This is a genomic window from Pseudomonas sp. FYR_5 (genome assembly GCF_043106315.1).
Taxonomy (GTDB): domain Bacteria; phylum Pseudomonadota; class Gammaproteobacteria; order Pseudomonadales; family Pseudomonadaceae; genus Aquipseudomonas; species Aquipseudomonas putida_Y.
In genome coordinates this window covers 115,341-133,951 of the sequence record NZ_JBICMK010000087.1, presented here as the reverse complement: position 1 = coordinate 133,951, position 18,611 = coordinate 115,341, and the positions used below count along the sequence as shown (strand labels likewise).

Below are 18,611 nucleotides of genomic sequence, written 5' to 3'. Positions count from 1 at the left end.
CTTAGCCTTGATCATTCGCAAAAAACCATTCAAGGATTCACCGTGACCGACCGCCCTGCCCCTCGCCCGTCACCTGCCCGGCTCAGCGCCCGAGCTCGTGCCATGGACGAGGCGCTGGACTGGCTGGTGCGCCTGCAATGCGCAGATGCCGCAGACACCCAGGCCTTTGAAGCCTGGCTGAGCGCTGCGCCAGAAAACGCCGAGGCCTATGTCGAGGCCGAGGCACTGTGGAACGGTACCCCGTTGCATCAGGTGGCCACACAGATGCACCAGCAGCAACGCCGCTCATGGCGCGGGCGCCTGCGCAGCCACTGGAAACCCCTGGCCACCGCAGCGCTGCTGGTGGTCGGGCTGTTCACCGTCGGTAACCTGCCCATGCGCCTGCAAGCGGACCACCTGACCGTGGTCGGCGAGCGCCAGCGCCTGCAACTGGAAGACGGCGCAAAAGTGCTGCTCAACACCAATTCGGCATTTGCCAGCGAACGCCAGGACGGCCGCCAGGTCGCCCGCCTGCTGCAGGGCGAGGCTTATTTTCAGGTTCCCGACGGCGCGCATCTGCCGCTGGAAGTGAAAGCCGGGCCTTTGCGCGCACAGGTGCGCGACACCGACTTTGCCGTGCGCTACCTTGACGGCGAGGCCCAGGTGCGGGTGCAACGCGGCGATGTCGACCTGCAGGGGGAGCGCGACCAGCGCATCCGCCTGAGTGCCGGCGACAGCATCAGCGTCGGCCCCCAGGGCTTTGGCCAACGCCAGCGCCCCGACATGCACAAGGACCTGGCCTGGATCGACGGCCGCCTGGTGTTCGAGAACTGCCCGTTGAGCCAGGTCCTGGCCGAAGTACAGCGGTACTACCCGGGCTGGATCATCAACCGCAATGCGCAGTTGGAAAACGTCGCCGTCACCGGTAACTACCGCCTCGACCAGCCACTGGAAACCCTGCGCGCACTGGCCCACATCACCTCGGCACAACTGCATGAGTACCCGGCGCTGGTCATCCTGAACTGACCCCTGAATTATTTTTACGCGATCGCACTCGCCCGCCCGTCTCGTTATAGCCAATGCAACTGATTCTTGTTTAGAGACGAGAACAGCCATCACCTATAACAGCCCGCGCGTCTGGGAGCGCTTCCGATGTCCACTGGTCCTACCCGCTCGTCCAACCTTCCCCGCCGTACAGGACAATTGTCCCTGTTGACCCTTGCCCTGCTCGCCAGCGGTGCCTGCAGCCTGCCGGCGCTGGCCGCCGAGCCGGCACAGGCCAGCAGCCCGCGTATGGGCGACTACCGCTTCAGCATCGGCCAGCAACCGCTGGTGTCGGCGATCAACGCCTTCAGCCAGGTCACCGGCTGGCAGGTCGGCTTCAGCGCCGAGCTGGCCGACGGCGTGGCTTCGCCAGGCGTACAGGGTTCGCTGCCGCCAGATGCTGCCCTCAAGCGCCTGTTGCGGGGTACCGGGCTGAGTTTTCGCAAGATCAGCAACGGCAATGTGGTACTGGAGCGCCAAACCGCAAGCAACGTGATCGCCCTGCAGCAGGTGACCGTCAGCGCCACCCGCAGCGCACAGGACGTCAGCCAGGTGCCGAGCACTGTCAGCGTGCAGACCCGTGAGCAACTGGACCGGCAGAACGTGAACAATATCCAGGATCTGGTGCGCTACGAGCCGGGGGTGTCGGTATCCGGAACCGGCCAACGCAGCGGGCTGAACGGCTACAACATCCGGGGTATCGACGGCGAGCGGATCCTCACCCAAGTCGACGGCGTGTCGATCCCCGACAGCTTCTTCTACGGCCCCTACGCCCAGACCCAGCGCAACTATGTCGACCCGGAAATCGTCAAGCGTGTGGAAATCCTCCGCGGCCCGGCCTCGGTGTTGTATGGCAGCAACGCCATCGGCGGTGCGGTGAGCTACTTCACCCTCGACCCGGACGACATCATCAAGCCCGGCAAAGACGTGGGTGCACGCCTGAAAACCGGCTACAGCTCGGCCGACGAAAGCTGGCTGACCTCCGCCACCGTCGCCGGCCGCCAGGGTGACTTCGACGGCCTGCTGCACCTGAGCCAGCGCAACGGCCACGAGGCCGAAACCCACGGCAGCCACAGTGGCGACGGCCTGTCACGCACCGAAGCCAACCCGATGGACGTGCGCACCACCAACGTGCTGGCCAAGCTGGGCTGGAACTACGCCGACGACGCGCGCCTGGGGCTTACCTACGAGCGCTACAAGGATGACCGCGACCAGAACATCCTCAGCGCGGTGGGTGGGCCGTTCATTCCGGGCTTCGGTGGCATGAACTCGTACCGCATGCGCCAAGGCAACGACACGATCACCCGTGAACGCTTCGGTCTCAATCATGAATTTGACCTCGATAGCGTGGTCGCAGATCACGTCAAATGGAGCCTCAACTACCAGATCGCGAAGACCGACCAACGCACCGATGAGCTGTATGTCGCCTCGGGACGCCAAGTGTTTCGGGACCGGCAGACGACCTACAAGGATCGCCAGTGGGTATTCGACGCCCAATTCGACAAGGCCTTCAGCATCGGCCAAACCGATCACCTGTTCACCTACGGCACCACACTCAAACAGGAAAAAGTCACGGGTTCACGGAGCGGCACCGGCACTTGCCTGAACATCGGTGGTACCTGTACCGCCATCGGACAGGACAGCGCGCGTGACGGACAGGCCTTGGTCAGCGACTTCCCGGACCCCACCGTGAATACCTACAGCCTGTTCGCGCAGGATGAAATCCGCTGGAACAACTGGACCTTCATGCCCGGCGCGCGCTACGACTACACCCGTATGGAGCCCAAGTTCACCGAGGCATTCCTGCGTGGTCTGGAGTCCAGCGGTACGGCGCCTGCCTCCCAGGATGATTCGGACAAGAAGTGGCACCGCGTCTCGCCCAAGTTCGGCCTGACCTACGCCTTCAACGACAACTACACCTGGTACGGCCAGTATGCAGAAGGCTTCCGCACTCCGACCGCCAAAGCCATGTATGGCCGCTTCCAGAACCTGGACCAAGGCTACCGCGTGGAGGGCAACCCGGACCTTGAGCCTGAAAAGAGCAAAAGCTATGAAACCGGCCTGCGTGGCAACTTCGACGCCGGCAACTTCGACGTGGCAGTGTTCTACAACAAGTACCGTGATTTCATCGACGAAGATGCCGTGCAAAGCGCCAACCTGGAGCAGACCTTCCAGGCCAACAACATCAAGCACGCCACCATCAAGGGTGCCGAATTCAAGGGCCGCCTGAACCTCGACCACTTCGGCGCAGCGCAGGGCCTCTATGCCCAAAGCTCGATTGCCTACACCTATGGTCGTAACGATGACACCGGTCAACCGTTGAACAGTGTCAACCCGCTCAAGGGCGTATTCGGCCTGGGCTACGAGCAGCAGCACTACGGTGGCTTGCTGAGCTGGACGCTGGTCAAGCGCAAGACCCGTGTCGACGACAGTACCTTCTATTCACCTGACGGTTCCACCTCGAAGTTCCGCACCCCGGGCTACGGTGTGCTGGACCTGACCGGCTACTACAAGGTCACCGACGACGTCACCATCAACGCAGGGCTGTACAACCTGACCGACAAGAAATACTGGCAGTGGGATTCGGTGCGCAGCTACGACGGCCAGGGTGAGGCGGCTGTGACCCAGCCGGCCAACATCGACCGCCTGACCATGCCGGGGCGCAACTTCGGTATCAATGTGGTTTGGGATATCTGAGGCGTTACGTCTGTACCGGCCTCTTTGCGGGCACGCCCGCGCCCACAGGTTCAACACAGGTCTTGGACCTGTGATGTTCCTGCAGGAGCGGGTTTACCCGCGAAGACGCCGGTACTGGCAACACAAATACCGGCTTTTTTTACTGTCCCGCTTTCGCTGCTTCGTCTTGTATCTAGACCCCTCTTTCCAAGGACTGCCCCATGACCGAACGCCCAGCCCTGCGCTCCCAGCGCCTGAACCAGATCACCCACGCCCCGCACGCCGAGCTGGATGCCCTGGTCAAATCCCACGCGCCTTTTGACAGCCGCGAAAGTTTCGCCCGCTTCGTCGTCGCCCAGTACCTGTTCCAGTCCGAACTGCAGGCCCTGTACAACGACCCTCAACTGATCGCCATCGTCCCTGATCTGGCTGAGCGCTGCCGTGCCGACCAGGCCCGCCTGGACCTCGCCGACCTCGACACCGAAGTACCGGCGGCGGTGCCGGGCGCCGTGGGCAAGCCGAGCCTGGGCGAGGCAATGGGCTGGATCTTCGTCTCCGAAGGCTCCAAACTGGGCGCTGCGTTTCTGATCAAGCGTGCCGTGGCCCTGGAACTGTCCGACAGCTTCGGTGCCCGTCACCTGGGCGAGCCCGTCGGTGGCCGTGCCGAAGGCTGGAAGCAGTTCACCCGCATCCTCGATGGCCTGGCGCTCTCGCCTGAAGAGGAAGCGGCTGCCGAACGCGGTGCAGTGGCCGCCTTCGAGCGTTTCACCGAGTTGCTCAAGCACGCCTACGCTGCGGATGCCGCGCTGGTCTGATACGCCGTAGCCGGCCACCCCTTCGGTGGCCGAACCGTTTTATGCAGTGAGAACATGACCCAACCAGCCCGCTCGAAACTCGCCCGCCTGTTGTATGGAATCCTGGCCTACGTGAGCCTCGGGGTGGGCCTGGTCGCCATTGTGATTCCTGGTTTGCCGACCACCGAGTTCATCCTGCTGGCCGCCTGGGCCGCCACGCGCAGTTCACCGCGCCTGTCGGCATGGCTGGAGAACCACCGGCTGTTCGGGCCAATTCTGCATAACTGGCGCAACGGCAAGGTGATTCAGCGCCGGGCCAAGGTCAGCGCAACCATCAGCATGCTGCTGTGTGCGGGCCTGATGCTGACCTTTCTGGAACACCACTGGCCGGTATTCCTGGCAATCGCCGGGATGACCTTGGGCAACCTGTGGATCTGGTCACGCCCGGAGCACGCCTGCTCTGCCCCGTCACAAGCTCAGTAGCCCTGAATACAGGGCATAGGCCGCCAGCGCGGCACCCACCAGCACGGCGGCGAAAATCAGCTTTTCCCAGGCCGTGAACAACGTCTGCCCCTGCTCATGCTTGGCCCTCGCGAACAAGATGACGCCGGGGGCGTACAGCAGCGCCGAAAGCAGCAGGTACTTGAGCCCGCCGGCATACAGCAGCCACACGGCATACAGCAGGGCAACCAGCGCCACCAACAAGTCCTTGCGCCGCAACCTCGGCTGCCCGGCATAGGTTTCTGCGCGCATCGCCAGCAGCACGGCATACGCCGCAGACCACAGATAGGGTACCAGGATCATCGACGAGGCCAGGTAGATCAGACTGGTGTACGTACCGGCCGAGAACAGCGTAATCAGCAGGAAACCCTGAATCATGCAGTTGGTCAGCCACAGGGCATTGGCCGGCACATGGTTGGCGTTTTCCTTGGCCAGAAAGCGCGGCATGGTCTTGTCCCGCGCCGTGGCGTAAAGGATCTCGGCACACAGCAGCGCCCAAGACAGCAATGCGCCAAGCAGCGAGACCGCCAGGCCGAGGCTGATCAGCAAGGCGCCCCAGGGGCCGACGATATGCTCCAGCACCGAGGCCAGTGAGGGGTTCTGCAGCCCGGCCAGTTCCGGTTGGGTCATGATGCCCAGCGACAGCACGTTGACCAACACCAGCAGCGCCAGCACACCCAGAAAACCGATGACCGTGGCCTTGCCCACGTCTGACCGACGCTGAGCGCGCCCGGAATACACGCTTGCGCCTTCTATGCCGATGAACACGAATACGGTCACCAGCATCATATTGCGCACCTGCTCCAGCACGCTGCCGAATTGTGGGTTGCTCAAACCCCAGATATCCCGGGTGAAGATATCGGCGCGGAAGGCAATTGCAGCGATCACCACGAAAATCAGCAACGGCACCACCTTGGCCACTGTGGTGACCTGGTTGATGAAGGCCGCCTCCTTGATGCCGCGCAACACCAGAAAATGTACCGACCACAACAGCAGCGAGGCACAACCGATGGCGATGGGTGTGTTGCCTTCGCCGAACACCGGGAAGTAGAAGCCCAGCGTGCTGAACAGCAGCACGAAATAACCGACGTTGCCCAGCCAGGCGCTGATCCAGTAGCCCCAGGCCGAGGAAAAGCCCATGTACTCACCAAAGCCGGCCTTGGCGTAGGCATACACACCCGAGTCCAGTTCCGGCTTGCGGTTGGCCAGGGTCTGGAACACGAAGGCCAGGGCCAACATGCCGACCGCGGTGATCGCCCAGCCGATCAGCACGGCGCCCACATCGGCACGCGCGGCCATGTTCTGCGGCAGCGAGAAGATACCACCGCCAATCATCGACCCGACCACCAGCGCGATCAACGCGCCCAGGCGCAGCTTCTGTCCCGGTTCGCTCATGAGCCTCCCTTTTTCAAACCTTGTCATGCGTTTGAAACAGCCTTGCGGGCTATATCAATATGGTTACTTATACTGAAGCCGTACATTCAACCTCTATCACTAATAACTGCTTTGTCTATGTACCTGCTCTCTCAAAACTAGCAGCAGTCTGGCAACTGGAAAAGAAACTGATAAAACTCGAATTTCTGGTGAAAAATTTGCGAAAGCGACAAAAGCGGCTAATTTCAAGCATCGCAGGCTGAACAGAGCGTTTGCTCTAGAAGGACATGGAGGTGCCAGCATTCAAGGCCTGCAGCCCAAGCTGTCGGCACTCTCCAGGAGCACCCGTGAAGGAAATTTCCTTCCTTTACGGCGCCTTAAACTGACGCAAGTCAGCTCAAGGCAGCGGCGTCGGATCTATTCTGTCGTCAACTTTCTCCTGGCAGGAGTTGTTAAATGTCTGATTCATCCGGAAAACTAAAGCTCGGCGCGTTAGTTGCACTTGTCGTCGGCTCGATGATTGGCGGCGGTATCTTCTCGCTGCCGCAAAACATGGCCGCCAGCGCAGGGGTCGGGGCCGTGCTGATCGGCTGGGCGATCACTGCGGTCGGCATGCTGACCCTGGCCTTCGTGTTCCAGACCCTGGCCAACCGCAAGCCTGACCTGGATGGCGGGGTGTATGCCTATGCCAAGGCCGGCTTCGGCGACTACATGGGCTTTTCCTCGGCCTGGGGCTATTGGATCAGTGCCTGGCTGGGCAACGTCGGCTACTTCGTGCTGCTGTTCAGCACCCTGGGCTACTTCTTCCCGATTTTCGGTGAAGGCAATACCCCGGCCGCCATCATTGGCGCGTCGATCCTGTTGTGGGCGGTGCACTTTCTGGTACTGCGCGGCATCAAGGAAGCGGCCTTCATCAACCTGGTCACCACGGTGGCCAAAGTGGTGCCGCTGGTGCTGTTCGCCCTGATCTGCCTGTTCGCCTTCAGGCTCGACATCTTCACCGCCGATATCTGGGCCGTGGGCACGCCAGAGCTTGGCAGTGTCATGAACCAGGTGCGCAACATGATGCTGGTCACCGTGTGGGTGTTCATCGGCATCGAGGGCGCGAGCATCTTCTCGGCGCGGGCCGAAAAACGCACCGACGTGGGCAAGGCAACGGTGATCGGCTTCGTGACCGTGCTGCTGTTCCTGGTGTTGGTCAACGTGCTGTCGCTGGGCATCATGACTCAACCGGAACTGGCCAAGCTGCAGAACCCGTCGATGGCTGCCGTGCTGGAGCATGTGGTCGGCCACTGGGGGGCGGTGCTGATCAGCGTCGGCCTGGTCATCTCGCTGCTCGGGGCGCTGCTGTCGTGGGTGCTGCTGTGCGCCGAGATCATGTTCGCCGCCGCCAAGGACCACACCATGCCGGAGTTCCTGCGCCGCGAGAACGCCAAACAGGTACCGGCCAACGCCCTGTGGCTGACCAACGCCATGGTGCAGATCTTCCTGGTCATCACGCTGTTCTCAAACAGCACCTACCTGTCTCTGATCTACCTCGCCACCTCGATGATCCTGGTGCCCTACCTGTGGTCGGCAGCCTATGCGTTCCTGCTGGCATTGCGCAGCGAAACCTACGAACAGGCCCTGGCCGAACGCAAGAAGGACCTGCTCATCGGTGGTATCGCCCTGCTGTACGCCGTCTGGCTGCTGTACGCCGGTGGCGTGAAATACCTGCTGCTCTCGGCCCTGCTCTACGCACCTGGCGCGATCCTGTTCGCCAAGGCCAAGCGTGAGGTGGGCCAACCGGTCTTCACCAACGTGGAAAAACTGATCTTCGCAGCCGTGGTCATTGGCGCCCTGGTGGCAGCCTTTGGTCTGTATGACGGCTTCCTGACCCTTTGACCCACGTCTTCGATCAATTGGAGGAATGAAACCATGTCCGCTGAAAAACAGAAGTACGGTGTCCACTCCGAAGCCGGCAAACTGCGCAAAGTGATGGTTTGCGCCCCGGGCCTGGCGCACAAGCGCCTGACACCGAGCAACTGTGACGAACTGCTGTTCGACGATGTGATCTGGGTCGACCAGGCCAAGCGTGACCATTTCGACTTCGTCACCAAGATGCGCGAGCGTGGCGTGGATGTGCTGGAGATGCACAACCTGCTGACCGATATCGTTCAGAACAAAGAGGCGCTCAAGTGGATCCTCGACCGCAAGATCACCCCTGACACCGTCGGCGTAGGCCTGACCAACGAAGTGCGCAGCTGGCTCGAAGGCCTGGAGCCACGCCACCTGGCCGAGTTCCTGATCGGCGGCGTGGCAGGTCAGGACCTGCCGCAGAGCGAAGGCGCCGAAGTCGTGAAGATGTACAACGACTACCTGGGCCACTCCAGCTTCATCCTGCCACCACTGCCCAACACCCAGTTCACGCGCGACACCACCTGCTGGATCTACGGCGGCGTGACGCTGAACCCGATGTACTGGCCGGCGCGTCGCCAGGAAACCCTGTTGACCACCGCCATCTACAAGTTCCACAAGGAGTTCACCGAGGCCGACTTCCAGGTGTGGTATGGCGACCCGGACAAGGACCATGGCAATGCCACGCTCGAAGGCGGTGATGTGATGCCGATCGGCAATGGCATCGTGCTGATCGGCATGGGCGAGCGCACCTCGCGCCAGGCCATCGGCCAACTGGCGCAAAACCTGTTCGCCAAGGGCGCCGTCAAGGAGGTGATCGTCGCCGGCCTGCCAAAATCTCGCGCCGCCATGCACCTGGACACTGTATTCAGCTTCTGCGACCGCGACCTGGTCACGGTCTTCCCGGAAGTGGTGAAAGAGATTGTGCCATTCATCATCCGCCCGGACGAAAGCAAGCCTTACGGCATGGATGTACGCCGCATCAACAAGTCGTTCATCGAAGTGGTGGGCGAGCAGCTGGGCGTCCAGCTGCGCGTGGTCGAAACCGGTGGCAACAGCTTCGCCGCCGAGCGCGAACAGTGGGATGACGGTAACAACGTGGTGGCCATCGAGCCGGGCGTAGTCATTGGCTACGACCGCAACACCTACACCAACACCCTGCTGCGCAAGGCCGGCATCGAGGTCATCACCATCAGCGCCGGCGAACTGGGCCGGGGCCGGGGCGGCGGCCACTGCATGACCTGCCCGATCGTGCGCGACCCGATCGACTACTAACGACCATCACGCCCGGCCGCACCCATGAAGTGCCGGCCGGGACATCACCGAACTCAAGGAGAAACTGTCATGGCGTTCAATATTCACAACCGCAACTTGCTCAGCCTGGAACACCACACCACCCGTGAGTTGCGCTACCTGCTGGACCTGTCCCGCGACCTCAAGCGGGCCAAGTACACGGGCACCGAGCAGCAGCACCTGAAGGGCAACAACATTGCCCTGATCTTCGAAAAAACCTCCACCCGTACCCGTTGCGCCTTCGAAGTTGCGGCCTATGACCAGGGCGCCAACGTCACCTACATCGACCCCAACTCTTCGCAGATCGGCCACAAGGAAAGCATGAAGGACACCGCCCGTGTGCTCGGGCGCATGTATGACGCCATCGAGTACCGTGGTTTCAAGCAGGAAATCGTCGAAGAGCTGGCCAAGTTCGCCGGCGTGCCGGTGTTCAACGGCCTGACCGATGAATACCATCCGACCCAGATGATCGCCGACGTGCTGACCATGCGTGAGCACAGCGACAAGCCGCTGCACGACATCAGCTACGCCTACCTGGGCGATGCCCGCAACAACATGGGCAACTCGCTGCTGCTGATCGGCGCCAAGCTGGGCATGGATGTGCGCATCGCCGCGCCCAAGGCACTGTGGCCACACGACGACCTGGTCGAGCGCTGCAAGCAGTACGCTGAAGAAAGCGGCGCACGCATTACCCTCACCGAAGACCCGAAAGCCGCGGTCAAGGGGGTCGACTTTGTCCATACCGACGTGTGGGTATCGATGGGCGAGCCGATCGAAGCCTGGGGTGAGCGCATCAAGCAGCTCAAGCCTTATCAAGTGAATGCCGAACTGATGAAGTCCACCGGTAACCCACGGACCAAGTTCATGCACTGCCTGCCGGCATTCCACAACTCCGACACCAAGGTAGGCAAGCAGATCGCCGAACAATACCCGGACCTGGCAAACGGTATCGAAGTGACCGACGACGTCTTCGAGTCGCCAGCGTGCATCGCCTTCGAGCAGGCGGAAAACCGCATGCACACGATCAAGGCGATCCTGGTATCGACCCTGGCTGATCTATAAGTAGCCCGCAGTCCCTGTGGGAGCGGGCGTGCCCGCGAAGGCGTCAGCCGCATCATCGATGATGTCAGGTCTGGCCTCTTCGCGGGCATGCCCGCTCCCACAGCGAACTCCGCAGCCTCCGTGCAGCGACAGTCCATTCATTCTTTCGCTAAAGGACATTCCACATGCGTATCGTTGTTGCATTGGGCGGCAACGCCCTGCTACGTCGCGGCGAGCCCATGACCGCTGACAACCAGCGCGCCAATATCCGCACCGCCACCGAACAGATCGCCAAAATTCACCCTGGCAACGAACTGGTCATCGCCCACGGCAACGGCCCTCAAGTGGGTCTGCTGTCGCTTCAGGCCCTGTCGTACAAGCCAGACGAGGCGTACCCGCTAGACGTGTTGGGTGCCGAGACCGAGGGCATGATCGGTTACATGATCGAACAGGAACTGGGCAACCTGCTGGACTTCGAGGTGCCCTTCGCCACCTTGCTGACCCAAGTGGAAGTGGACGCCAACGACCCGGCCTTCAAGGATCCGACCAAGTTCATCGGCCCGGTCTATAGCAAGGAAGAGGCCGAGCGCCTGGCCAAGGAAAAAGGCTGGGTGGTCAAGGCCGACGGCGACAAGTACCGCCGCGTGGTAGCCAGCCCGAAACCCAAGCGCATCTTCGAAATTCGCCCGATCAAGTGGCTGCTGGAAAAAAGCAGCATCGTGATTTGCGCAGGCGGTGGCGGCATCCCCACCCTGTACGATGAAAACCGCAAGCTCAAAGGCATCGAGGCGGTGATCGACAAAGACCTGTGCTCGGCGCTGCTGGCCGAGCAATTGGAAGCCGACCTTTTGATTATCGCCACCGACGTCGACGCAGCCTACATTGACTGGGGCAAACCAACGCAGAAGGCCATCGCCCAGGCCCACCCGGATGCGTTGGAAAAGCTGGGGTTTGCCGCCGGTTCCATGGGGCCGAAGGTGCAGGCCGCCTGCGACTTTGCCCGCAACACCGGCAAGGTAGCGGTGATCAGTTCGCTGGAGAACATCGAAGACATCGTCAAAGGCAAAGCCGGCACTCGGGTTTCCACCGAGAAGCCGGGCATCAGCTACCGTTGAATGCAGCAGGCGGGCTTACGCGGCCCGCCATTTTCGACCTTCCAAAGGAGATAGCCATGGCCCAGTATCACTCCGGTCATGTACACATCGAGCGCACTGCGCTGAACCACGCCGACCACAGCTATGACCTGAACATCGAGTACGAGGCCGTGTCGGACCCCAAGGAAGGCAGAGGCATTCAATTCCACATGCATGGCAGCATCGAAGGCAAGACGGTGGAAGAAAAGTTCTTCCTCGCCAAGGACCAGGTCTTGCCCAGCTTCCTCATGCTACTGACCCGCAAGGCGCAGTCGTATCTGGCGCCGCCGAAGAAATTCGAGACCCTGAGTTCGCCGCACAAGCTCTATGACCATATGTTTGCGGACATTCGCGAAAAGCTCGATGTGAAATCGGGCGACCCGATCAAGCCTGAACATCTGGAGTGACCCTTTTCGCGAGCAAGCCCGCCCCTACAGCAGCAATCCTGTGGGAGCGGGCGCGCCCGCGAATGCGCCACCGCCAACCTTGGGCCTGCCCCCCGTCTCAGGGCATACTGGCGGCCTCCATCGCCAACTGTCCGAATCCCATGCGCATCCACGTCAGTTTCATCGACCGCGTCGGCATCACCCAGGAAGTCCTTGCCCTGCTCGGTGCCCGCAACCTCAACCTGGACGCCGTGGAGATGGTCCCGCCGAACGTCTACATCGACGCCCCTACCCTGAGCCCCGCCGTACTCGAAGAACTGCACGACGCGCTGTTCGAAGTACACGGCGTGCAATCGGTGGACGTGGTCGACATCCTCCCCGGCCAGCGCCGCCACCTGCAACTCGATGCCCTGCTGGCCGCCATGAGCGACCCGGTGCTGGCGGTGGACAGCGCAGGCCTGGTGCTATTGGCCAACCCGGCGCTGATCGAACTGTGCGGTCGCGAATCTGCCGGGCGCTCGGTGGGTGAACTGTTTGGCGACCCCGCACTGCTGCAAGCGCTGCTGGACAACAACTTCCACCTGCCCATGCGCGAGATGCAGCTGAACGGCCATAGCCTGCTGCTGGACGCCATGCCGATCACCAACGCCGGTGGCCTGCTGACGCTGTACCCACCCTCGCGCATGGGCGAACGCCTGTCGGCCCTGCATCACGATCACGCCGAGGGCTTCGATGCCTTGCTGGGCGAGTCGCCGGCCATCCGCACCCTCAAAGCCCGCGCCTTACGCGTGGCGGCGCTCGATGCGCCGCTGCTGGTGCATGGCGAGACCGGCACCGGCAAAGAACTGGTAGCCCGCGCCTGCCATGCCGTCAGCAGCCGCCACGCGGCCCCGTTCCTGGCCCTGAACTGCGCCGCGCTGCCCGAGAGCCTGGCCGAAAGCGAACTGTTCGGCTACGCACCCGGGGCCTTTACCGGCGCGCAACGAGGTGGCAAGCCTGGGCTGATGGAACTGGCCAACCAAGGCACCGTATTCCTTGATGAAATTGGTGAGATGTCGCCATACCTGCAGGCCAAACTGCTGCGTTTTCTCAGCGATGGCAGCTTCCGCCGGGTGGGTGGCGACCGCGAAGTGAAGGTGGATGTGCGCATCATCAGTGCCACCCACCGCGACCTGGAACGCATGGTCGCCGAAGGCAGTTTCCGCGAAGACCTGTTCTACCGTCTGAACGTGCTCAACCTGGAGGTACCACCGCTTCGCGACCGTGGCCAGGACATCCTGATGCTGGCGCACTTCTTCATGCAGCAGGCGTGCACACAGATCCAGCGCCCAGCCTGCCGGCTGACCCCATCCACCCATTCGGCACTGCTGGCCAACCCTTGGCCGGGCAATGTGCGCCAGTTGCAGAACGTGATCTTCCGCGCTGCTGCCATCTGCGAGGGTAACCTGGTGGATATCGGCGACCTGGACATCGCCGGCACCTCGGTGGCACGTGGGCAAGATGGCGAAGTGGCCAGCCTCGAGCAGGCCGTGGGTAATTTCGAGCGCGAACTGTTGCAGCGCTTGTATGCCAGCTACCCGTCAACACGGCAACTGGCCGGACGCTTGCAAACTTCGCACACGGCTATTGCCCAGCGGCTGCGTAAATATGGAATACCCGGAAAACCATGACGGCTGTGGTCAAAACCCGTAATTGAATCGGAATTTTCCTGGCCGCTCAGCCGCATTTGACTGGTGTGCTCTCCGTAAAAGGGTGACATTGTAATTTCACATGTCCCCCTGAACTAAGAGCCCCCGATGTTTGAACTGGTGAAGGGTTTGCCAATGGTTCAGAACACCATGGGTATCGGCCAGGCAACAAGACTGGGGCTCGCCCCACTGATGGGCCTACCCTGGCATTACCCTGGTTCATTGCGGGTTAAGCAATTTCAAAAGTCCCTTGAGTGACAGGGCAGGCAATCAGAAAGTCGTTCTGAGTTGTGTGGGGCCTGCCAGTACAGCCTACCAACGCAGCATGCGGGGCCCCCACCAGGCACCGAACACCGTCGGAACAAGCATGCCAAGGACATACCAGACACCCCAGAACGGTACGCCCATTTCCGGACAATGCAGGCAGTAGACCACCGTTGCAGTCGAACCCGCCAGCAGGCCACCAGCAGCACCCGCTAACCGTAACCGGGTGGGCGCCAGGCCTTTCAGCGCCCAGAACACGGTGACAAAGGCCGGCACCGACAGCAATGCGATATTCAGTGCGCAGGTACGCCATGTGCGCCCGAACAACAGGTCGGCGCGCGCATCCACAGGCGCCCCAGCGATACTGATGGCCGCCCCGCACCAGACCAGCAGCAGTGGCAAGCCAAGCATCGTCCAGCCTGCAGCGCCCTTCCCTCCTGGCCTGGCCAAGCGGCTCGTCAACCACAGCCCGATCAACGCCAAGCTGGATGGAAAGGCGACTTTGCCCCAGAACAGCGGGGTTTGTGCGACCTCTGTGATATCACTGCGTACACCGTAAAGGGTAATAGTCAGCAGCAGTGCTGCGGTCAGCCCGCCCAGCACAGCCACTGCCATCCGCCTACTAACGGCGTGGCGCGGCACTGGCCCTTCGCCTGCGGCCAGCAAGGCAATCAAATCGTCAGTCTTCATGGTTGTGGGCTCCTCCAATCAGCCTGGATAGCGCTTTCAGACCTCGATGTATCCCAACCTTCACCGCTGAACTGGAAAGCCCGGTAAGTTGTGCCGTCTCTTCGACAGACAACCCCTCCAGCTTGACATGAACAATCGGCAGTCGTTGCCGCTCTGGCAGTTGCTTGAGCAGCTTGGTCAGGTCTCGGCTGGCCTCGGCTGATTCAACCTCCGAAATAGCAAACAATTGCGCATCATCGTCCAGAACATCATGCCGGGCTTCGCGACGTGAAACACTTCGCAGATGATCCGCCAGTTTGTAACGGGCGATCGCATGCACCCAAGCCGTCAAAGGCTGCTGTGCCTGGTAAGTGTGACGCGCGTTATGCACCGCCAGCAGCACATCCTGCACCATGTCCTCTATCTCGGCCGGGCGCCTGCTCAGACGGCTGCGCAGAAACGCACGCACATGCAGCGCAAGCGTGCCGAGAAAATCCTGATAGGCCAGCTGGTCGCCTGTCAGCCCTCGAAGCAACAGTGCTTTCAACCGGGCCTCGCGAGCCTCGAGCTCATCCTGTGAGTTAGTTCGCTGCATGGGCCGCCTGGGTTACACCCTGAATACAATTGACTTGATTCATCCGCTCCCGGCGTGTGGCACGCAGGTGCTGCAAATATGCCATGCCCTTGGCCTCGACATCAGCTTGTGAAGACAAGCCCTGAAAAAAATTCTCCCACGGCTGTAACCCTTTTTACGCGAGGCACGAATTACTCCATGAGCCGCCGGTAAAGACCACGGCCACACTCTCAGGAGATTCACCCATGAAAACCCTCGCCCTCACCACTGCAGCACTTGCTCTCGCCTCGCTTGCAGGCGTTGCCATGGCGGCCGACAGCACGCAACCCGCAGGCAGTGGCGCTGCCATGGAAAAATGCTACGGCGTCGCCATGGCAGGAAAGAACGATTGCAAGGCCGGCGCCGGTACCAGCTGCGCAGGCAGTGCGAAGAAAGACTACGACGGTATGCACTGGAAAAACGTCCCCGCCGGCACCTGCACTTCGATCAAGACACCTGCCGGCATGGGTTCGCTGACACCTCACAAGTCTTGATCAGGGGAAACCGACCATGAACGCAGAAGCACGAATGGGCGCCGGAGTCAGCCTGAAGGCCGAGCACTACGACCAGGCGCTGGCGTGCAATCTCGAAGGGCTCTGGTTTGAAGTTCACCCGGAGAACTACATGGTCGGTGGCCCTCGCCTTGCCTGGCTGAACCGCATCGCAGAGCGGCACCCGGTCTCATTGCATGGTGTGGCACTTTCGCTGGCGGCTGACGCGCCCCCTGATCAGGCGCATCTGCAGCGTCTGCGCGCACTGTGCGATCAGATCGAACCGGTACTTGTATCAGAGCACCTGGCCTGGTCCACCTGGCAGGGGCACTACCATCCAGACCTGCTGCCATTCCCGCGCAGCAACGAAGCCCTGCAGCGCATCGCTGAAAACATCCAGCGATGCCAGGAGGTATTGGGCCGGCGGATATCCATCGAAAACCCCAGTCATTACCTGCAGCTGCAGGGCCATGACTGGGACGAGATCGACTTTCTTGACGAACTGACACGTCGCACGGGTTGTGGCCTGCTGCTGGACATCAACAACGTCTATGTGAGTGCTCACAATCTGGGGTTCTCGGCAACTGCCTACCTGGACCGCTTTCCAGCGCAAGCCATCACAGAAATTCACCTGGCCGGGCACAGCGATGATGACCAAGCCAACCTGTTGATCGACTCTCATGATGCGCAGGTGGCCGAGCCTGTGTGGGCGCTGTACCGCAAACTGGTTTCCCGTGTCGGCCCGCGCCCGACACTCATTGAACGTGACGACAAGCTGCCCCCGTTCACCGAACTGCTTGCTGAACGGTCCATCGCACAGTCGATCATGACTTGCCCAGGTGTATTGCCATGAACCTTTCCCTTGGTCAGTTCCAGCACGCGTTCATCGAGGCACTCTATTCCCGCCCTGCTCCCCAGCTTTCGGAAGTGGCCGAACAAGCGGCGTTCGCGGTTTATCGCAACACGGTGCTGGCCGGCTGCGTGGATGCGCTGCGCGCAAACTTTCCGAGCGTGTGCACACTCGTCGGGCGCGCCTGGATGGATGAGACCGCGGCAGTCTATGCGCGGCAATTTCCCCCCAGCGATCCCCGGCTGATCTGCTACGGCGCAACCTTTCCGGATTTCCTCGAAGACATTCAGTCACAGCATGCTGTGCCGTATCTGGCGGATGTCGCGCGCCTGGACCTGCGTTGGACAGAAGCCTTCAGCGCGCCGAACGAAACGTGCCTGAACCTTGTCGAGCTGGCAGGTATGACCCCCAGCGATCTGGATCACGGTTGCCTGGCCCCCCGTGCCAGTGCCCGCTGGTACTGGTGCGAAGCGCATCCTGTGTACACCCTGTGGCGCTGCGCCCGCGAACAGCTTGCCTGGCCCCATGACCAGCCATGGGTGGGCGAAGGGGTACTGTTTGTCGGGAGCGCTGATGGCGTATGCCATCAGCCGCTGGGGAAAGGTGGCCATGCGTTCCTCAAGGCCTGTGCGGCCGGACAGTCGCTGATGCAGGCCTCCGACCTGGCGCGACACGCTGAAACCGACCTGGACTTCACCGAGATGCTCGGGTGCCTGATGACAGCCCAGGCTTTTCGCCCACTCGCCTTCACAGGAGAACACCACCATGGCTAGTGCCGATTTCACGCCCCCGGCCAGCAGCCTGCGGCGCGCCTGGAACCACGTTGCGCAGAGCATCGAGCGCCGGTTGAGCGATGACCTGTTGTGCCTGGTCGCCCGGCTCGGGATCGCCTCGATATTCTTTCTTTCCGGGCGCACCAAAGTGGAAGGTTTCCTCACCCTCACACCCGGCACCTACGAACTGTTCCGCACCGAGTACGCGCTGCCGCTACTCTCGCCCTGGCTTGCAGCGCACCTGGCCGCCTACGCTGAGCACTTGTTCCCGCTATTGCTGGTGCTCGGGCTGATGACCCGGCTATCGGCGCTGGCACTGCTGGGCATGACGTTGGTGATCGAAGTGTTCGTCTACCCCGATGCGTGGCCCACCCACCTGACTTGGGCAGGGCTCTTGCTGCTCCTGATCGCCCGTGGCGCCGGTGCGTTTTCGCTGGATCATCTGCTGAAAATGAAATGACCGAAGGCCAATGGGCACCTGCCCTGTTCATGCATCAACCGTATCGTTTTCGCTACGATGTAGCGAAAACGATACAGTCCCGCCTCGACGTGGGTGCACAAGGGTTTGATGCTCAAACCCTTTTCCTCCGATGAGCACCTGTAACGATATCATTCCACAGAAAAGATAAGGCTTTACCCGATATTCACGTAACATATTGATAAACAAGCATTTTTGTAGATTGGCCGCATTATTGCTAAAGGAATCCTACCCTAAGAGCGCGGCGCCACCGCGCCCAACGCCCTGCTTCCCGAGGATTCCCCATGAGCGAGTTGCGTTTCACTGAAGATCACGAATGGCTGCGCGTCGAAGCCGATGGCAGCGTCACCGTGGGCATCACCGCCTACGCCCAGAATGCCCTTGGCGACGTGGTTTTCGTGCAACTGCCAGAGTTGCAGCAGTATGAGAAAGGCAGCGAAGCGTCCACCGTCGAATCGGTCAAGGCCGCCAGCGGCGTGTACATGCCACTGACGGGTGAAGTGGTCGAGGTCAACGGCCAGCTTGAAGACAGCCCTGAACTGGTCAACGAAGACCCGATGGGCGAAGGCTGGTTCTTCCGCTTCATCCCTGCCGATGCAGAAGCCGTGACCGCTCTGCTCGACCAGGACGCCTACGACCGCCTGCTCAAAGCCAACGACGACGCCTGA

At 61.4% G+C, this 18,611-nt stretch carries 18 protein-coding genes; 15 read left to right on the top strand and 3 right to left on the bottom strand.

All coding sequences use genetic code 11. The features are described from left to right. Positions 1–42: 42 nt before the first annotated feature. The 4 genes from ACF8RA_RS15590 (at position 43) to ACF8RA_RS15575 (ending at position 4,976) form a co-directional block, all read left to right on the top strand. Complete coding sequence (locus ACF8RA_RS15590; protein WP_176683707.1) at positions 43–1,005, top strand: FecR domain-containing protein; 963 nt, start codon at positions 43–45, stop codon at positions 1,003–1,005. A gap of 126 nt (positions 1,006–1,131) precedes the next feature. Beyond that, the gene (locus ACF8RA_RS15585; protein ID WP_392519334.1) at positions 1,132–3,720 is read left to right on the top strand and encodes a TonB-dependent receptor; all 2,589 of its coding nucleotides are present in this window, start codon (positions 1,132–1,134) and stop codon (positions 3,718–3,720) included. 200 nt (positions 3,721–3,920) lie between these two features. Beyond that, positions 3,921–4,514 (top strand): biliverdin-producing heme oxygenase, encoded by a 594-nt coding sequence (locus ACF8RA_RS15580; protein ID WP_176683709.1) that lies wholly within the window; start codon positions 3,921–3,923, stop codon positions 4,512–4,514. A 54-nt stretch (positions 4,515–4,568) separates the two neighbouring features. After that, the gene (locus tag ACF8RA_RS15575; RefSeq protein ID WP_392519333.1) at positions 4,569–4,976 is read left to right on the top strand and encodes a YbaN family protein; all 408 of its coding nucleotides are present in this window, start codon (positions 4,569–4,571) and stop codon (positions 4,974–4,976) included. On the opposite strand, the gene arcD (ACF8RA_RS15570) is transcribed toward ACF8RA_RS15575, so the two are convergent. After that, positions 4,962–6,389 (bottom strand): arginine-ornithine antiporter, encoded by a 1,428-nt coding sequence (arcD, locus tag ACF8RA_RS15570; protein ID WP_392519331.1) that lies wholly within the window; start codon positions 6,387–6,389, stop codon positions 4,962–4,964. The two genes, ACF8RA_RS15575 and arcD (ACF8RA_RS15570), sit on opposite strands and share 15 nt — an antisense overlap. Before the next feature lie 435 nt (positions 6,390–6,824). Between arcD (ACF8RA_RS15570) and arcD (ACF8RA_RS15565) the strand changes: the two genes are divergently transcribed. The 6 genes from arcD (ACF8RA_RS15565) to ACF8RA_RS15540 all read left to right on the top strand — a co-directional run bounded on the left by arcD (ACF8RA_RS15565) (position 6,825) and on the right by ACF8RA_RS15540 (position 13,787). Beyond that, the gene (arcD, locus tag ACF8RA_RS15565) at positions 6,825–8,252 is read left to right on the top strand and encodes an arginine-ornithine antiporter (protein WP_176683711.1); all 1,428 of its coding nucleotides are present in this window, start codon (positions 6,825–6,827) and stop codon (positions 8,250–8,252) included. A gap of 33 nt (positions 8,253–8,285) precedes the next feature. Further along, positions 8,286–9,539, top strand: coding sequence for an arginine deiminase (arcA, locus tag ACF8RA_RS15560; RefSeq protein WP_021781892.1), 1,254 nt, complete (start codon positions 8,286–8,288; stop codon positions 9,537–9,539). 69 nt (positions 9,540–9,608) lie between these two features. Beyond that, positions 9,609–10,619: an ornithine carbamoyltransferase gene (locus ACF8RA_RS15555; RefSeq protein ID WP_003255074.1), complete on the top strand. Its 1,011-nt coding sequence runs from the start codon at positions 9,609–9,611 to the stop codon at positions 10,617–10,619. Positions 10,620–10,783: 164 nt separating this feature from the next. After that, the gene (arcC, locus tag ACF8RA_RS15550) at positions 10,784–11,713 is read left to right on the top strand and encodes a carbamate kinase (protein ID WP_176683712.1); all 930 of its coding nucleotides are present in this window, start codon (positions 10,784–10,786) and stop codon (positions 11,711–11,713) included. A 56-nt stretch (positions 11,714–11,769) separates the two neighbouring features. Then, positions 11,770–12,138 carry a DUF5064 family protein gene (locus ACF8RA_RS15545; RefSeq protein ID WP_176683713.1) on the top strand — a complete coding sequence of 123 codons (369 nt, stop codon included), beginning with the start codon at positions 11,770–11,772 and terminating at the stop codon, positions 12,136–12,138. 140 nt (positions 12,139–12,278) lie between these two features. Next, entirely contained in the window at positions 12,279–13,787 is a 1,509-nt protein-coding gene (locus ACF8RA_RS15540; RefSeq protein WP_021781889.1) for a sigma-54-dependent transcriptional regulator, read from the top strand. 330 nt (positions 13,788–14,117) lie between these two features. Here the strand turns inward: ACF8RA_RS15540 and ACF8RA_RS15535 are convergent, their stop codons facing one another. Together ACF8RA_RS15535 and ACF8RA_RS15530 are read right to left on the bottom strand one after the other, a co-directional pair. Then, entirely contained in the window at positions 14,118–14,759 is a 642-nt protein-coding gene (locus tag ACF8RA_RS15535; RefSeq protein WP_176683714.1) for a DUF1109 domain-containing protein, read from the bottom strand. After that, positions 14,749–15,333 (bottom strand): sigma-70 family RNA polymerase sigma factor, encoded by a 585-nt coding sequence (locus ACF8RA_RS15530; RefSeq protein WP_176683715.1) that lies wholly within the window; start codon positions 15,331–15,333, stop codon positions 14,749–14,751. Before ACF8RA_RS15530 ends, ACF8RA_RS15535 begins: the two co-directional genes overlap by 11 nt. A 224-nt stretch (positions 15,334–15,557) precedes the next feature. On the opposite strand from ACF8RA_RS15530, the gene ACF8RA_RS15525 reads away from it, so the two are divergent. The 5 genes from ACF8RA_RS15525 (at position 15,558) to gcvH (ending at position 18,611) form a co-directional block, all read left to right on the top strand. Beyond that, a complete protein-coding gene (locus tag ACF8RA_RS15525; RefSeq protein WP_021781885.1) occupies positions 15,558–15,845 on the top strand; it encodes a DUF2282 domain-containing protein in 288 nt (95 codons plus the stop codon). A gap of 16 nt (positions 15,846–15,861) precedes the next feature. Beyond that, entirely contained in the window at positions 15,862–16,695 is an 834-nt protein-coding gene (locus tag ACF8RA_RS15520; protein ID WP_392519330.1) for a DUF692 domain-containing protein, read from the top strand. Then, entirely contained in the window at positions 16,692–17,465 is a 774-nt protein-coding gene (locus tag ACF8RA_RS15515) for a DNA-binding domain-containing protein (RefSeq protein WP_392519329.1), read from the top strand. Before ACF8RA_RS15520 ends, ACF8RA_RS15515 begins: the two co-directional genes overlap by 4 nt. Further along, positions 17,458–17,925: a DoxX family protein gene (locus tag ACF8RA_RS15510; protein ID WP_176683718.1), complete on the top strand. Its 468-nt coding sequence runs from the start codon at positions 17,458–17,460 to the stop codon at positions 17,923–17,925. Before ACF8RA_RS15515 ends, ACF8RA_RS15510 begins: the two co-directional genes overlap by 8 nt. A gap of 302 nt (positions 17,926–18,227) precedes the next feature. Continuing rightward, a complete protein-coding gene (gcvH, locus tag ACF8RA_RS15505; RefSeq protein ID WP_003255087.1) occupies positions 18,228–18,611 on the top strand; it encodes a glycine cleavage system protein GcvH in 384 nt (127 codons plus the stop codon).

Bases quoted from the DNA above. Each gene is read 5' to 3' on its own strand.
- ACF8RA_RS15540 (WP_021781889.1), top strand. From the start codon at position 12,279: ATGCGCATCCACGTCAGTTTCATCGACCGCGTCGGCATCACCCAGGAA.
- arcD (WP_392519331.1), bottom strand. From the start codon at position 6,389: ATGAGCGAACCGGGACAGAAGCTGCGCCTGGGCGCGTTGATCGCGCTG.
- gcvH (WP_003255087.1), top strand. From the start codon at position 18,228: ATGAGCGAGTTGCGTTTCACTGAAGATCACGAATGGCTGCGCGTCGAA.
- ACF8RA_RS15555 (WP_003255074.1), top strand. From the start codon at position 9,609: ATGGCGTTCAATATTCACAACCGCAACTTGCTCAGCCTGGAACACCAC.
- ACF8RA_RS15520 (WP_392519330.1), top strand. From the start codon at position 15,862: ATGAACGCAGAAGCACGAATGGGCGCCGGAGTCAGCCTGAAGGCCGAG.
- ACF8RA_RS15585 (WP_392519334.1), top strand. From the start codon at position 1,132: ATGTCCACTGGTCCTACCCGCTCGTCCAACCTTCCCCGCCGTACAGGA.
- arcA (WP_021781892.1), top strand. From the start codon at position 8,286: ATGTCCGCTGAAAAACAGAAGTACGGTGTCCACTCCGAAGCCGGCAAA.
- arcC (WP_176683712.1), top strand. From the start codon at position 10,784: ATGCGTATCGTTGTTGCATTGGGCGGCAACGCCCTGCTACGTCGCGGC.
- ACF8RA_RS15510 (WP_176683718.1), top strand. From the start codon at position 17,458: ATGGCTAGTGCCGATTTCACGCCCCCGGCCAGCAGCCTGCGGCGCGCC.
- ACF8RA_RS15535 (WP_176683714.1), bottom strand. From the start codon at position 14,759: ATGAAGACTGACGATTTGATTGCCTTGCTGGCCGCAGGCGAAGGGCCA.
- ACF8RA_RS15515 (WP_392519329.1), top strand. From the start codon at position 16,692: ATGAACCTTTCCCTTGGTCAGTTCCAGCACGCGTTCATCGAGGCACTC.
- ACF8RA_RS15525 (WP_021781885.1), top strand. From the start codon at position 15,558: ATGAAAACCCTCGCCCTCACCACTGCAGCACTTGCTCTCGCCTCGCTT.
- arcD (WP_176683711.1), top strand. From the start codon at position 6,825: ATGTCTGATTCATCCGGAAAACTAAAGCTCGGCGCGTTAGTTGCACTT.
- ACF8RA_RS15545 (WP_176683713.1), top strand. From the start codon at position 11,770: ATGGCCCAGTATCACTCCGGTCATGTACACATCGAGCGCACTGCGCTG.
- ACF8RA_RS15530 (WP_176683715.1), bottom strand. From the start codon at position 15,333: ATGCAGCGAACTAACTCACAGGATGAGCTCGAGGCTCGCGAGGCCCGG.
- ACF8RA_RS15580 (WP_176683709.1), top strand. From the start codon at position 3,921: ATGACCGAACGCCCAGCCCTGCGCTCCCAGCGCCTGAACCAGATCACC.
- ACF8RA_RS15575 (WP_392519333.1), top strand. From the start codon at position 4,569: ATGACCCAACCAGCCCGCTCGAAACTCGCCCGCCTGTTGTATGGAATC.